The sequence below is a fragment of the Marinobacter sp. P4B1 genome (assembly GCF_001447135.1).
Classification (GTDB): Bacteria; Pseudomonadota; Gammaproteobacteria; order Pseudomonadales; family Oleiphilaceae; genus Marinobacter; species Marinobacter vinifirmus.
The window spans coordinates 163,843-178,514 of sequence record NZ_LLXM01000005.1 but is presented as its reverse complement, the minus strand read 5'-3'; the positions used below and the strand labels follow the sequence as shown (position 1 = coordinate 178,514).

General features: G+C 57.8%; 14 protein-coding genes. 10 read left to right on the top strand and 4 right to left on the bottom strand.

Annotated elements, in window-relative coordinates; genetic code table 11:
- Positions 1-124: 124 nt before the first annotated feature.
- The 10 genes from AQ621_RS02585 to sthA all read left to right on the top strand — a co-directional run bounded on the left by AQ621_RS02585 (position 125) and on the right by sthA (position 10,521).
- Positions 125-1,594 carry a glyceraldehyde-3-phosphate dehydrogenase gene (locus AQ621_RS02585; protein ID WP_058340140.1) on the top strand — a complete coding sequence of 490 codons (1,470 nt, stop codon included), beginning with the start codon at positions 125-127 and terminating at the stop codon, positions 1,592-1,594.
- Between the two features lie 243 nt (positions 1,595-1,837).
- Positions 1,838-3,184: a Na(+)-translocating NADH-quinone reductase subunit A gene (locus AQ621_RS02580; RefSeq protein WP_058340139.1), complete on the top strand. Its 1,347-nt coding sequence runs from the start codon at positions 1,838-1,840 to the stop codon at positions 3,182-3,184.
- A gap of 4 nt (positions 3,185-3,188) precedes the next feature.
- On the top strand, positions 3,189-4,397 hold the full coding sequence (locus AQ621_RS02575; RefSeq protein WP_058340138.1) for an NADH:ubiquinone reductase (Na(+)-transporting) subunit B: 1,209 nt from the start codon (positions 3,189-3,191) through the stop codon (positions 4,395-4,397).
- Complete coding sequence (locus AQ621_RS02570; RefSeq protein WP_022988778.1) at positions 4,390-5,193, top strand: Na(+)-translocating NADH-quinone reductase subunit C; 804 nt, start codon at positions 4,390-4,392, stop codon at positions 5,191-5,193. The genes AQ621_RS02575 and AQ621_RS02570 overlap by 8 nt, the downstream gene beginning before the upstream one ends.
- A 2-nt stretch (positions 5,194-5,195) precedes the next feature.
- Entirely contained in the window at positions 5,196-5,861 is a 666-nt protein-coding gene (locus AQ621_RS02565; RefSeq protein WP_022988779.1) for an NADH:ubiquinone reductase (Na(+)-transporting) subunit D, read from the top strand.
- On the top strand, positions 5,861-6,469 hold the full coding sequence (nqrE, locus tag AQ621_RS02560; protein WP_022988780.1) for an NADH:ubiquinone reductase (Na(+)-transporting) subunit E: 609 nt from the start codon (positions 5,861-5,863) through the stop codon (positions 6,467-6,469). Before AQ621_RS02565 ends, nqrE begins: the two co-directional genes overlap by 1 nt.
- Before the next feature lie 37 nt (positions 6,470-6,506).
- Positions 6,507-7,733, top strand: coding sequence for an NADH:ubiquinone reductase (Na(+)-transporting) subunit F (nqrF, locus tag AQ621_RS02555; protein ID WP_022988781.1), 1,227 nt, complete (start codon positions 6,507-6,509; stop codon positions 7,731-7,733).
- Positions 7,734-7,742: 9 nt separating this feature from the next.
- The gene (locus AQ621_RS02550; protein WP_058340137.1) at positions 7,743-8,801 is read left to right on the top strand and encodes an FAD:protein FMN transferase; all 1,059 of its coding nucleotides are present in this window, start codon (positions 7,743-7,745) and stop codon (positions 8,799-8,801) included.
- Positions 8,802-8,813: 12 nt separating this feature from the next.
- Positions 8,814-9,056, top strand: coding sequence for a (Na+)-NQR maturation NqrM (gene nqrM / locus AQ621_RS02545; RefSeq protein ID WP_022988783.1), 243 nt, complete (start codon positions 8,814-8,816; stop codon positions 9,054-9,056).
- A 73-nt stretch (positions 9,057-9,129) separates the two neighbouring features.
- The gene (sthA, locus tag AQ621_RS02540) at positions 9,130-10,521 is read left to right on the top strand and encodes a Si-specific NAD(P)(+) transhydrogenase (protein ID WP_022988784.1); all 1,392 of its coding nucleotides are present in this window, start codon (positions 9,130-9,132) and stop codon (positions 10,519-10,521) included.
- Positions 10,522-10,546: 25 nt separating this feature from the next.
- Here sthA and AQ621_RS02535 read toward each other — a convergent pair whose 3' ends face one another.
- The 4 genes from AQ621_RS02535 to dusA all read right to left on the bottom strand — a co-directional run bounded on the left by AQ621_RS02535 (position 10,547) and on the right by dusA (position 14,570).
- Positions 10,547-11,320 (bottom strand): glycerophosphodiester phosphodiesterase, encoded by a 774-nt coding sequence (locus AQ621_RS02535; protein WP_058340136.1) that lies wholly within the window; start codon positions 11,318-11,320, stop codon positions 10,547-10,549.
- Entirely contained in the window at positions 11,317-12,444 is a 1,128-nt protein-coding gene (locus tag AQ621_RS02530) for a hypothetical protein (protein WP_058340135.1), read from the bottom strand. Before AQ621_RS02530 ends, AQ621_RS02535 begins: the two co-directional genes overlap by 4 nt.
- A 21-nt stretch (positions 12,445-12,465) precedes the next feature.
- Positions 12,466-13,434, bottom strand: a complete 969-nt coding sequence (gene tal / locus AQ621_RS02525; RefSeq protein ID WP_058340134.1) for a transaldolase — start codon at positions 13,432-13,434, stop codon at positions 12,466-12,468.
- A gap of 119 nt (positions 13,435-13,553) precedes the next feature.
- Positions 13,554-14,570 (bottom strand): tRNA dihydrouridine(20/20a) synthase DusA, encoded by a 1,017-nt coding sequence (dusA, locus tag AQ621_RS02520; RefSeq protein WP_227508202.1) that lies wholly within the window; start codon positions 14,568-14,570, stop codon positions 13,554-13,556.
- Between the last annotated feature and the right edge of the window lie 102 nt (positions 14,571-14,672).

Below are 14,672 nucleotides of genomic sequence, written 5' to 3'. Positions count from 1 at the left end.
GTTCGGGGGTGACAGTGTCATGGCCGGGCGACGAAGGTCGGGCAGAAACCTATTTGCCGTAGGCGCCGTTAAGTTGGATAATACGCGCCTCAAATTATTCCCTGTGCTAAACGAGGTCCCAACCGTGAGTCACGAGCAGATCAACCAGCACCTGTCCAACTGGACAGAGAGAGAGTCCACCGCGGAAGCCATGATTCCGCTGATCGGCCGCCTGTACCGCAAGAACAACGTTGTTACGTCTGTTTACGGCCGCGCGATCATCAACCAGTCTGTGATCGATATCATCCGTGCCCACCGCTTTGTTCGCCAGGTTGAGCACAGCGAGCTGTCTGTTCACGACACCCTGCCTATCCTGCAGGAAATGGACAAGCTGGAACTGGGCCGTGCCCACGTGGATATCGGCAAGCTGGCCGTTAAATTCAAGGAAGAAGGTGGCGACCTCGCCGAATTCCTGAAGCGCGAAATCGGCCCGGTGGTTGGCCAGTACGCCAGCCAGTCTGAAGAAGACTCCAAGAACGAAACCAAAGACGTTGTCCTGTACGGCTTTGGCCGTATCGGCCGTCTGCTGGCCCGCATCCTGATCGAGAAGGCCGGTGGCGGTAACAACCTGCGCCTGCGTGCCATCGTGGTTCGTCAGGGCGGCGCCGAAAACGACCTGGAAAAGCGTGCCAGCCTGCTGCGCCGTGATTCCGTGCATGGTCCGTTCGACGGCACCATCACCGTAGACGAAGAAAACTCTGCGCTGATCGCCAACGGTAACTTCATCAAGGTGATCTACTCCGATGGCCCGGACAAGGTGGATTACACCGACTACGACATCCACAACGCCATCGTGATCGACAACACCGGTAAGTGGCGCGACGAAGAAGGCCTGGGCCTGCACCTGAAATCCAAGGGTGTCAGCCGCGTCATCCTGACGGCGCCGGGTAAGGGCGACATCAAGAACATCGTTTACGGCATCAACAACGACTGGATCACCGACGAAGACAAGATCCTGTCTGCCGCCTCCTGTACCACCAACGCCATTACCCCGGTACTGAAGGCCATCAACGACGAGTACGGCATTGAAGACGGCCACGTTGAAACCGTTCACTCCTACACCAACGACCAGAACCTGATCGATAACTACCACAAGGGTAGCCGTCGTGGTCGTAGTGCGGCCCTGAACATGGTTATCACCGAAACCGGTGCTGCCAAGGCCGTTGCCAAGGCCCTGCCGGAGCTGAAGGGCAAGCTGAGCGGTAACGCTATCCGCGTGCCGACTCCGAACGTGTCTATGGCGATCCTGAACCTGAACCTGAAGTCAGACGTTGAAGCGGATAAGGTAAACGACTACCTGCGCGACATGGCCCTGCACTCCGAGTTGCAGAAGCAGATCGACTTCGTGAACTCTCCGGAAGTGGTGTCTACCGACTTCGTAGGCTCCCGCCACGCCGGTGTTGTGGATGCCCAGGCCACCATTGCCAACGGCAAGCGCCTGATCCTGTACGTATGGTACGACAACGAGTTCGGTTACAGCGCCCAGGTTATCCGCTGCGTTAACCAGATGGCCGGCGTAACCTACCCGATCTTCCCGAAGCGCACCCGCGACTAAAGTCGTAGGCCGCTTCCTCGAGAAGTGATCGGACCGGCCCCGGTAGCGTAAGTTACCGGGGCTTTCCTGCTTTAAGGGACCGCTAAAACCATTTTGGTTACCGGTGGAAATAGGTTTCCTTAATCTCTATAATTGGCGCGATTTTGGGTATGTCTGGCACCCCGTTTCTCAACCTTTCCTGGGCCGCAGGGGGCCGGGCGTTAATAATCCACAGAAACAGTTTCTGATGATTGGACGAGGCTAATGATCAAGATCAAAAAAGGCCTGGATCTTCCCATCAGCGGCGCTCCCGAACAGACCATTACAGATGGCAAGCCGATTCGCCACGTGGCATTGATCGGTTTTGACTATCACGGCATGAAGCCGACCATGGCTGTGAAAGAGGGAGACCGTGTCAAGCGCGGTACGCTGCTGTTCACGGACAAGAAGACCGAGGGCGTTCGTTATACTTCACCAGCCGCAGGCGTGGTGAAAGAAATCAATCGCGGTGAGCGTCGTGTATTCCAGTCTGTTGTTATCGAAATCGATGGCAACGATGCGGAAACCTATGCCCGTTACAACGATTCGGACCTTGCCGGCCTGGAACGCCAGCAGGTGGTCGACAACCTGGTAGAGTCCGGCCTGTGGACAGCTTTCCGCACGCGGCCCTACAGCAAGGTTCCGGAAATCGATTCCGCACCGAATTCCATTTTCGTGTCTGTGATGGACACCAACCCCCTGGCGGCAGACCCCACCGTTATCATCGGCGAGAACAGCAAGGCTTTTGAAAAAGGCCTGACCATTATCTCCCGCCTGACCAACGGCAAGGTATTTGTAACCGGCAAGCCCGGCGCCAATGTTTCTGTGCCCAAGGCCGATAACATCGAAGTACACCAGTTTGACGGTGTGCACCCGGCCGGCAACGTAGGTACCCATATCCATCACCTGGATCCGGTATCTGCCAGCAAGACTGTCTGGTCCATCAACTACCAGGACGTCATCGACATCGCCAAGCTGTTCGAAACCGGTGAAGTGCCGGTAGACCGCATTGTGGCGATTGCTGGCCCGAAAGCCTCCAAGCCCCGCCTGGTTCGTACCCGTCTGGGTGCCAGCCTGCAGGAGTTGCTGGACGGCGAAGTGGCGACTGACTGTCAGGTTCGTGCTATTTCCGGTTCTGTGTTTGGTGGCCGTCGCGGCGAAGGCCCCTGCGCCTACCTAGGCCGCTTTGCCAACCAGGTAAGCGTGCTGGAAGAGCAGAGCAAGCGTGAGTTCATGGGTTGGCTGTCTCCGGGCCCCAACAAGTTCTCGGTGCTGAATATCTACCTGTCCAAGCTCAACCCGGGCAAGCTGTTCAACTTCACCACCACCACCAACGGCAGTGAGCGCGCCATGGTGCCAGTCGGCGCCTACGAGCAGATCATGCCGCTGGATATCCTGCCAACTCAGTTGCTGCGTTCGCTGATTGTGGGTGATACCGAAATGGCACAGAAACTGGGTGCCCTGGAGCTGGATGAAGAAGATCTGGCGCTGTGCACCTTCGTGTGCCCCGGCAAATATGAATACGGTCCGATTCTCCGCGAGAACCTGACCCGAATCGAGATCGAGGGCTAATACGATGGCAATCCGACAGTTTCTCGATGGAATCGAGCATCACTTTGAAAAAGGCGGAAAGTACGAGCGCTGGTACGCCCTGTACGAAGCCGTCGATACAATTTTCTATTCGCCTTCGAGCGTAACCAAGACCACATCCCATGTGCGTGACGGCGTAGACCTCAAGCGCATCATGATCACCGTGTGGTTGTGTACTTTCCCGGCCATGTTCTTCGGTATGTGGAACATCGGTTTCCAGGCCAACAGCTTCCTGGCAGAAAATGCCGGCGCCCAGATTGCCGACGGCGGCCTACGCGAAGCCTTCATTACCGCCCTGGCGGTAACCGGAGCCGGAGCCGGCCTTTGGGATAACTTCGTATATGGCCTGGCGTACTTTGTGCCCATCTACGCGGTTACCTTTATTGTGGGTGGCTTCTGGGAAGTCCTGTTCGCCACCGTGCGCAAGCACGAAGTGAACGAAGGCTTCTTTGTGACCTCCGTACTGTTCGCACTGATCTGCCCGCCCACCATCCCGCTGTGGCAGGTGGCCCTGGGTATCACCTTCGGTGTGGTGATCGGTAAGGAAGTGTTCGGCGGTACCGGCAAGAACTTCCTGAACCCGGCACTGACCGGCCGTGCCTTCCTGTACTTCGCGTACCCGGCACAGATTTCCGGTGACACCGTATGGACTGCCGTAGACGGCTTCAGTGGTGCAACCGCACTGAGCTGGGCGGCGTCTGGCGGCCTCGAAGCCCTGGAGCAGAACATTGGCTGGATGAACGCCTTCGTGGGAACCATCCAGGGTTCCATGGGTGAAACCTCCACCATCGCAGTTCTGATCGGCGGCCTGATCCTGCTGGCCATGAAGATTGCCTCCTACCGCATCGTCGGTGGTGTGATGATCGGCATGATCGGTATGTCCCTGCTGCTGAACATCATCGGTTCTGAAACCAACCCGATGTTTGGCGTACCGGCACACTGGCACCTGGTGATGGGTGGCTTTGCCTTCGGCATGATGTTCATGGCAACGGATCCTGTGTCTGCCGCCATGACCAACACCGGTCGCTGGTGCTTCGGCATCCTGGTGGGCGTGATGACCGTGCTGATCCGTGTGATCAACCCGGCGTTCCCGGAAGGCATCATGCTGGCGATCCTGTTCGCTAACCTGTTTGCGCCGCTGATGGACCACTACGTGGTTCAGGCCAACATCAAACGGAGGCTTGCTCGTGGCTAAAGCTAAAGATACCGTCTCCAGAACCCTGATGGTTGCGCTCGTACTGAGTATTGTTTTCTCGGTAGTGGTCTCCACCGCAGCTGTATTGCTGCGCCCGGCGCAGATCCAGAACCAGAACCTGGACATCAAAACCAACATTCTGTCGGCTGCCGGCATGCTTGAGCAAGGCGCCAGCGCCGAGCAGATCGAGCAGACCTTCGAGCGTTTCGACGTTCGCCTGGTGGACCTCGATACCGGTGATTTCGTGGAGCCTTCTGCCGTTGGCGTTGAAGACCCCATGAAGTACGACATGTACAAGGCCGCTTCCGATCCCGCGATGTCTACCAACATCCCGGCGTCTGAAGACAAAGCCGGCATCAAGCGTCGCCCGAACATCGCCAAGATCTACACCCTGAGCGAGAACGGTGACCTGGTGCGTGTGGTACTGCCGGTTCACGGTTACGGCCTGTGGTCTACCCTGTATGGCTTCGTCTCGCTTGAAGGCGATCTGAACACCATCGAAGGCCTTGGTTTCTACGCTCATGCCGAAACACCGGGCCTGGGTGGCGAAGTGGACAACCCGCGCTGGAAACAGCAGTGGGTGGGTAAAGAGCTTTATGCCGATAACCCCTCCGAGCCACAGATTCGCCTGGTGAAAGGTGGCGTAAGCTCCGACACCAAAGACCGGGAACACAAGATTGACGCGCTCTCTGGTGCCACACTGACCAGCCGCGGCGTAGAGCAGCTTGTGAACTACTGGATGGGTGAGCGCGGCTTCGCCCCGTTCCTGAAAAAACTTCGTGAAGGGGAGGTCTGATCATGGCCGGTGCATCAGCCAAACAGGTTCTCTTCGAACCAATTTTCAGCAATAACCCTATCGCCCTGCAGATCCTCGGTATCTGTTCGGCGCTGGCGGTAACCACCAGCATGAGCGTCAGTATCGTTATGTGCCTGGCGGTTATCGCAGTAACTTCGTTTTCGAGCCTGGCGGTCTCCCTGGTGCGTGCCCAGATTCCGGGCAGCATCCGGATCATCGTTCAGATGACCATCATCGCCTCCCTGGTAATCGTGGTAGACCAGATCCTCAAGGCCTACGCCTACGAGATCTCCAAGCAGCTGTCGGTATTCGTTGGCCTGATCATCACCAACTGTATCGTTATGGGCCGCGCGGAAGGCTTCGCCATGACCAACCCGCCTCTGCTCAGCTTCCTGGACGGTATCGGTAACGGTCTGGGCTACTCCATTATCCTGCTGTTCGTAGCGTTCTTCCGTGAACTGCTGGGTGCCGGCTCGCTGTTTGGCATTACCCTGCTGCCGACCGTGAATGACGGTGGCTGGTATGTAACCAACGGCTTGCTGCTGCTGCCGCCGAGCGCATTCTTCATCATTGGCCTGGCCATCTGGGGTTTGCGTACCTGGAAACCGGAGCAGGTTGAAGAGCCGGACTACAAAATGTCCCGCCATACCGTTAAGGAGGCCTTCTGATGGAACATTATCTGAGCCTCTTGATGAAGGCGATCTTCGTTGAAAACATGGCGCTGGCCTTCTTTCTGGGGATGTGTACGTTCCTGGCGATCTCCAAGAAGATCGAAGCGGCCACCGGCCTGGGTATTGCGGTTGTTGTGGTTCTGACCGTCACCGTACCGGTGAATAACCTGCTGTATAACGGCATCCTGCGGGAAGGCGCCCTGGAATGGGCCGGCCTGCCGAACGTAGACCTGAGCTTCCTGGGTCTGCTGACATACATCGGAGTTATTGCCGCGATCGTACAGATCATGGAAATGGTGCTGGATAAATACATCCCGGCCCTTTATTCCGCCCTGGGTGTGTTTCTGCCGCTGATCACGGTTAACTGCGCCATCATGGGTGCGTCACTGTTCATGGTTGAGCGTGACTACACCTTTGGCGAGAGTGTGGTGTACGGCTTTGGCGCCGGTGTTGGCTGGGCCCTGGCCATCATCGCCCTGGCAGGTATCCGTGAAAAGCTCAAGTACAGCGATGTCCCGAACGGACTGCGTGGCCTTGGCATCACCTTCATTACTGTGGGTCTGATGTCTCTGGGTTTCATGTCGTTCTCCGGCATCTCCCTGTAATTCACCCGGTGATTCGGTTTAACGAAAAGGCGAGACCATGAATACAGAAATTATTCTCGGCGTGGTCATGTTCACCGTTATCGTTCTGGCGCTTGTGGCGATTATCCTCGCGGCCCGCTCCAGGCTGGTAAGCACCGGTGATGTGACTATTGAGATCAACGACGACCCCGAGCACACGGTAAAAACCAGTGCCGGTGGCAAGCTGCTGGGTACCCTGGCCAACAGCGGTATCTACCTGTCTTCCGCCTGTGGTGGCGGTGGTACCTGTGCCCAGTGTAAATGTAAGGTTCTGGACGGCGGTGGCGCCATGCTGCCTACCGAAAAGACCCACTTCACCAACCGTGAAGAGAAAGAAGGCTGGCGCTTGTCCTGCCAGGTTCCTGTAAAGCAGGACATGAAGATCGAAGTACCGGAAGAGTTCTTCGGCGTGAAGAAGTGGGAATGCGAGGTTATCTCCAACCACAACGTGGCCACCTTCATCAAGGAACTGGTACTGAAGCTGCCGGAAGGCGAGGAAGTAGACTTCCGCGCTGGCGGTTATGTACAGCTGGAGTGCCCTCCGTACGAAATCAACTTCAAGGATTTCGATATCGAGGAAGAGTTCCACGAAGACTGGGACAAGCACGACATCTGGCGCTACAAGGGCGTGAACAAGGAAGACACTATCCGGGCCTATTCCATGGCGAACTACCCGGAAGAGAAGGGTCTTCTCAAGTTCAACATCCGTATTGCCACACCGCCTCCTGGCACTGATCATCCGCCGGGCATCATGTCTACCTTCGTGTTCAACCTGAAGCCGGGTGATAAGGTAACCGTAATGGGACCGTTTGGTGAGTTCTTCGCCAAGGATACCGATGCGGAGATGGTGTTCATCGGTGGTGGTGCGGGTATGGCGCCGATGCGCTCCCACATCTTCGACCAGCTGAAGCGCCTGAACTCCAAGCGCAAGATCAGCTTCTGGTACGGTGCCCGTAGTGTGCGCGAAATGTTCTACGTAGAAGATTTCGACATGCTGGCCCGCGAGAACGAGAACTTCGAGTGGCACGTGGCGTTGTCTGACGCGCTGCCGAGCGATAACTGGGAAGGCCCCACCGGCTTTATCCATAACGTGTTGTACGAAAACTATCTGAAGGACCACCCGGCTCCGGAAGACTGTGAGTTCTACATGTGCGGGCCCCCAATCATGAACGCGTCTGTCATCAAGATGTTGAAAGACCTTGGTGTAGAAGACGAAAACATCATGCTGGATGATTTCGGGGGTTAATTCACTCAAATGACATCCGGCAAGATGAAGCCCGCCAGGGTGGTTATAATCAGCGCTTTCTGGGCGCTGGTTATGGCTGCCCTGGCGGGTTGCTCGTTTCAGGACGAGGAAAAAATCTGGGAGATCTCCGGCGGCATTTTTGGCACCACCTATCATATCAACGTGGTATTGCCCGAAGACGAAGCCCGCCTGCAAACTCTGGCGCAGGGCATAGAGCAAACCCTGAACGAAGTGGACGGTGCCATGTCTACCTGGAAGAAGGACTCCGAGCTGTCGCGACTCAACAGCAAGAAAGACCAAAGCCAGTGGACAGAGCTGTCGCCGGCACTGTTTGAGGTGATACAGCGCGCCCAGGAAATATCGGCCATGACCGACGGCGCCTTCGATGTCACCATCGGCCCCGTTGTGAACCTGTGGGGCTTTGGCCCGCAGGCCCGAAGGGAGCAGTCACCCTCAGAGGCGGAACTCGCCGAGGTGATGGCCGTGACCGGCTGGGAATACCTGGAGCTCGACGAACAGGTCCGGGCAATCCGCAGCACGGAGCCCCAGTACATTGACCTTTCCGGCATTGCCAAGGGCTATGGGGTAGATGCCGTTGCCCGATATCTTGATCAGGAGGGTGTCGAGGCGTATCTGGTGGAAATCGGCGGAGAAGTGCGCACCCGCGGCAAGAAGCCTGGCGGCGAGGTGTGGCGGCTGGCGGTCGAAGAGCCGGCCGATGAAGCAAGCCAGGGCCGGCAGGTGAACAAGATAGTGGCACTGGTGGACCAGGCCATGGCAACCTCCGGCGACTATCGTAACTATTACGAATCACAAGGGCAGCGCTATTCCCATACAATTAACCCTGATACCGGTAAACCGATAAGCCACAAACTGGCATCGGTAACCGTACTGGCGGATGATTGCATGACAGCCGACGCACTGGCCACGGCATTCAACGTGATGGGTTATGAGCGGGCTGCGAGCCTGGCGACCCGGGAAAACATTCCCGCATACTTTATCGTAAGGGGAGACAACGGTTTTGAAACCCATCAGACACCGGCATTCTCGTCTTACGTTGTCCAGTAAAGGAGGGCAGTAATGGGTACCTTTCTTTTAGTTCTGTTTATTGTGGTACTGCTGGTTGCCGGCATGTCGATCGGCGTTATTTTCGGTCGCAAGCCGATCAGCGGTACCTGCGGTGGTATTGGTGCCCTGGGCATCAGTGCTTCCTGCGATATTTGCGGTGGTAACACCCAGAAGTGTGAAGAGAGCCGGAATGGCTCCGACGAGCCGGCAAAAATGGAAGACCTGGCCTACGACGCCAGCAAAGCCGACAAGTAACCGCAACGGGTCACCTACAATCACTATAACGACAGCTACGCACTCAAGACGTAGATAAGGAGTCACTGCGCACATGGCAGAGCATCATTACGACGTAGTCGTGATCGGCGCCGGCCCTTCCGGGGAAGGGGCGGCAATGAACGCGGCCAAGCACAACAAGCGCGTCGCCATCATTGAAGACAAACCCACCGTTGGCGGTAACTGCACCCACTGGGGCACCATCCCGTCGAAGGCGCTGCGGCACTCGGTCAAGCAGATCATCACCTTCAACACCAACCAGATGTTCCGGGACATCGGCGAGCCGCGCTGGTTCTCCTTCCCCCGTGTGCTGCAGAACGCCCAGAAGGTCATTGGCAAGCAGGTTAAGCTGCGCACCCAGTTCTACTCCCGCAACCGGGTAGACCTGATCAACGGCCGTGCTTCGTTTGTTGATACGCACCGGCTGGAAATTCGTGGCAACAAATCGGTGGAAACCATCCACTTCAAACAGGCGATCATTGCCACTGGCTCCCGCCCGTACCTGCCGCCCGATGTAGACTTCCGCCATCACCGCATCTACAACTCAGACTCCATCCTGAACCTGTCCCACACCCCGCGCACCCTGATTATCTACGGTGCCGGCGTTATCGGTTCAGAATACGCGTCCATCTTTGCCGGGCTGGGTGTGAAGGTAGACCTGATCAACCCGGGTGACCGCCTGCTGTCGTTCCTGGATGACGAAATCTCTGATGCGCTGAGCTACCACCTGCGCAACAACGGCGTGCTGGTTCGTCATAACGAGCAGTATGAATCGGTGAAGGGCGACGACCACGGCGTAGTACTGTCGCTGCAATCCGGCAAGAAAATCCGTGCCGATGCCTTCCTGTGGTGTAACGGCCGTAGCGGCAACACCGAGAACCTGGGCCTGGAAAATGTCGGCCTGGTGCCGAACGGCCGCGGCCAGCTGGCAGTGGATGACCATTACCGCACCGAGGTAGAGCATATCTACGCTGCAGGTGATGTAATCGGTTGGCCAAGCCTGGCCAGTGCTGCCTACGACCAGGGCCGTGCGGCCTCTTCCGATATTACCCAGGACGAGTATTTCCGTTTTGTGAACGATGTGCCCACCGGCATCTACACCATTCCGGAAATCAGTTCAGTGGGTAAAACCGAGCGGGAGCTGACCGAAGCCAAGGTGCCCTACGACGTGGGCCAGGCCTTCTTCAAAGACCTTGCCCGGGCGCAGATTACCGGTGAAGCGGTCGGTATGCTGAAGATCCTGTTCCACCGTGAAACCCGGGAGATTCTGGGTATTCACTGCTTTGGTGACCAGGCAGCCGAGATCGTACACATCGGCCAGGCCATCATGAACCAGGAAGGGGAAGCCAATTCCCTGAACTACTTTATCAACACCACCTTCAACTACCCGACCATGGCGGAAGCCTACCGGGTAGCTGCACTGAACGGCCTGAACAGAATCTTCTGACCAGGCCGTGGTGCCCGGGCCTGCCTCAGGCAGGTTCCGGGCTGCTTTCCCTTGCCGGCAGGCTCAGTAACGCCTTGGCCCGGTTATCGAAGAACATTTTGGTACTGGTGGGATAGTCAGAAATAATGCTGTCCACGCCCATTTCTTCCAGCTTCAGCATGTCGTGAATACGGTTTACCGTCCAGGTCGACACGTGCATGTTGCGCTTGTGGGCGGTGTCCACCATCTCCTTGTTCAGGATTTTCCAGTTAACGCAGAAATACTCGCAACCCAGCCGGGTGGCCAGATTCAGGGGCTTGGGAAACTTGCGCTCCGCTACCAGGCCGATGCGGATATTGCGGTTACGCCGGCGGATTTGCCGCAAGAACCACGGGTCTGTGGAGGTGACCGCGCAGGTCTGGTACAGGTTGCGGCGCTGGATAATCTCGGTTAGCCGGTTGCACAGAATGTTCAGGCGCGAACGGCTGTCTTTCTTTACCTCCAGCTGCACGTGTTCCAGGTCGTCAAACTGGTCCAGCAGGGTTTCCAGTGCCGGAATCCCGGTTTTGCGGGGCCAGGCGCTGGTGTTGCGCCTGGCGTCCATGTTTTCCAGCTCGGCTGCCGTGTAGTTACCCACGTTGCCTTTCTGGCCGGTGGTGCGGTCTACCGTCAGGTCGTGCACCAGCACGGGAATGCCGTCTTTCGACAGCACAAGGTCCAGCTCGAAATGCCGGATGCCCTGCCGGTATGCATGCACAAAGCCGGGCAGGGTATTTTCGGGGGCCTCACCCTTGGCCCCCCGGTGACCATAAACGATCATTCTGCAGTGTTGTCCTTAAGACGTTGATAAATGGCCTGGCGCTTCTTCCAGGTGTCGTGGCACAGGCGGATATCTTCCAGGTACGCCGGCAGCTCGTTCATCAGCAGGGCCTGGGGGCCATCTACCAGGGCTTTTTCCGGTTTCGGGTGGAAGTCCACCAGCACCATGTTGGCACCGGCAATCACGCCCTGAGCGGTGGCGTGCATCACATCCAGGATGCCGTCCGGAGCGCGGTCACGGCTGCCCACAGAGTGGGACGGGTCTACACACACCGGCATACGGGTCAGCCGTTTTACCGCCGGCACGTGGGCGAAGTCCACCATGTTACGGTGCGGCTGGCCGGCCTCGGTTTTCATACCACGCAGGCAGAAAATCACATTGGCGTTGCCTTCGCTGGCCAGGTACTCCGCCGCGTTCAGGGATTCGTTCAGGGTAATACCGAAGCCGCGCTTCAACAGCACCGGGTAGGTGGTCTGGCGGCCAATGGCTTTCAGCAGCTCGAAGTTCTGGGTATTGCGGGTGCCCACCTGCAGCATCACGCCGGTCGGGCGGCCCAGTTTCTCCAGGCAGGTATCGATTTCTTCGATGTGGCTTTCGTGGGTAATCTCCATGGCCACCACCTTGATGCCATGCTTGCCCGCCTTCTCGAACACCCAGGGCAGGCAGCCCTTGCCGTGGCCCTGGAACGAATAGGGATTGGTGCGGGGCTTGTAGGCGCCCATGCGGGTGCATACTTCGCCGGCGTCTTCCAGCGCCTGCATCATCTGCTCAACGTGCTCGGGTACATCCACCGCGCACAGGCCGGCAAAGATATTCAGGTTGTTCTGGCTGAACTCCACGCCGTTGTAGGTGAAACCGCTCTGGCGATTGTCATCTTTATGGCGGCCCAGAATCCGGTAGTCATCGGAAATGCGAATGGCCCGCTCAACCGCCGGCAGCGCTTCGATCTCTTCCTTGTCCAGGGTCTTGGTATCGCCCAGCAGGTAAACCTCGGTCAGCCGCTGGCTGGCGCCCTGGATTTCGTGAACGCGAATGCTCACGCCAGGCAGGTTTTCCAGGTAATGCATGGTCTGGCGATAGGCATCGCTGTCCAGCGCCGTATTGGGGTGAAGAATGGCTAGCATGGAACGTCCTCGTCCTTAAAATTACGCGGCCCGGGAAGCCAGCTGGCGCACCCGGTTCTCAAGCTCAATCTGGTCGGCCGCAAAGCGGCGGATGCCGTCGGCCAGTTTCTCGGTGGCCATGGCGTCTTCATTGGATTCCCAGCGGAACAGCTTTTCGTCTACCCAGCCCATCTTCTCGGAGACTGTGGCGGAATCCGGGCTCAGCTTGCGGCTGAGTTCGCCCTGGTCTTCTTTCAGTTCCTGCAGCAGGGCAGGGCTGATGGTCAGCCGGTCACAGCCGGCCAGCATTTCAATCTCGCCGGTATTGCGGAAGCTGGCGCCCATCACCACGGTGTTGAAGCCATGGGCCTTGTAGTAATTATAGATGCGGGTAACCGACTGCACGCCGGGGTCTTCCGCCGCCGGATAGCTGTCGCGGCCGGAACTGGCCAGGTGCCAGTCCAGGATGCGGCCCACAAACGGTGAAATCAGGTGCGCGCCGGCCTGGGCACAGGCAACCGCCTGCACAAACGAGAACAGCAAAGTCAGGTTGCAGCGAATGCCTTCTTTTTCCAGCTGCTCGGCCGCGCGGATACCTTCCCAGGTGGAGGCAATCTTGATCAGCACCCGGCTGGTGTCTACCCCTTGCTGGTCGTAAAGCTCAATCAGGCCACGGGCCTTCTGCAGGGTGGCGGCAGTGTCGAACGACAGGCGGGCGTCTACCTCGGTGGATACCACGCCGGGAATCAGGTTCAGGATTTCCTTGCCGGCCAGAACAGCCAGCATATCGGTAGCCACCGAGAGCTGGTCTGCCGAGGAGCCGCCGTGTTTCGCGGCAATGGCCACGGCTTTATCCAGCATGGGGCGATAGGCGTCAGACGCTGCGGCCTTCAACAGCAGGGAAGGGTTGGTGGTGGCATCTTCCGGCCGCCATTGGGCAATGGCGTCGATATCGCCGGTGTCGGCTACCACGGTGGTCATGTTTTTCAGTTGGTCTAACTTGCTGGTCATTCGTCCTGTCGTCCCGGTTGTTCTGTTTTGGTGCAGCATCCAGCTCCCGAATGCTTTGGCAACCCCTACAATAACGGCAGGTTACAACAGGAACAAGACAACAAAAGGTATGCCTGTTATCAGCTTTCCGCTATCGGTTGCGGCTCGCGTACCTTGGCCAGCGCCTGTTCGATCACTTCCAGCCCGGAACCGGGCTTGTTGGCGTTCTCGCTCAGGTGCCGGCGAAACTGCCGCCCGCCCGGCTGGCCCAGGAACAGGCCCATAATGTGGCGGGTAATGTGGGTGAGGTACACGCCCCGGTCCAGCTCCTGCTGAATAAACGGAAACATCGCCCGCAGCGCCTCGTGGCGGCTGGTAACGGCCGGTGGCTCGCCAAATAGTTCAGAATCCACCCCGGCCAGCAACCAGGGATTGTGGTAGGCCTCTCGCCCCAGCATCACGCCGTCGGTATGGGCCAGGTGCTCGTGGCATTCCTCGAAGGTCTTGATGCCGCCATTGATGATGATTTCCAGGTGCGGGTAGGCCTGCTTCAGGCGGTACACCCAGTCGTACTTCAGCGGCGGAATATCGCGGTTTTCCTTCGGGCTCAAGCCCTCAAGAATGGCAATGCGTGCATGCACAATGAAGGTCTTGCAGCCAGCGGCAGCCACCGTCTCGATAAACTCGCACAACTCATCCCAGGACTCGCGGCCGTTAATGCCAATGCGGTGCTTCACCGTAACCGGCAAATCCGTGGCCTCGATCATCGCCGCCACGCCTTCCGCCACTTTATCCGGGTGGCCCATCAGGCAGGCGCCAATCATATTGTTCTGCACCCGATCGCTCGGGCAGCCCACGTTCAGGTTCACCTCATCAAACCCGAACGCCTGCGCCAGCTTCGCACACTGCGCCAGCTCGTTGGCATCACTACCACCCAGCTGCAACGCCAGCGGAAACTCCGACGGATCATGCCGCAGAAACCGCGCCGTATCGCCATGAATCAGCGCCCCCGTAGTCACCATCTCGGTATACAACAAAGCCCTGCGGCTAAGAATACGCGCCAGGTACCGGAAATGCGGTGTAGTCCAATCCATCATCGGCGCAACCGAAAACCGGCGAGACAAAACGGGGGCGGGCTGTTGAGAGGTCATGAACATCCGGAGAACAAAGCAAATGAAGGCGCCAATTCTACCACGTTCCCCCCATTCGGAGTCGATTAGGGGTCTATCCGTACGTGCAGACTAGGGGTCTGTCCCTAC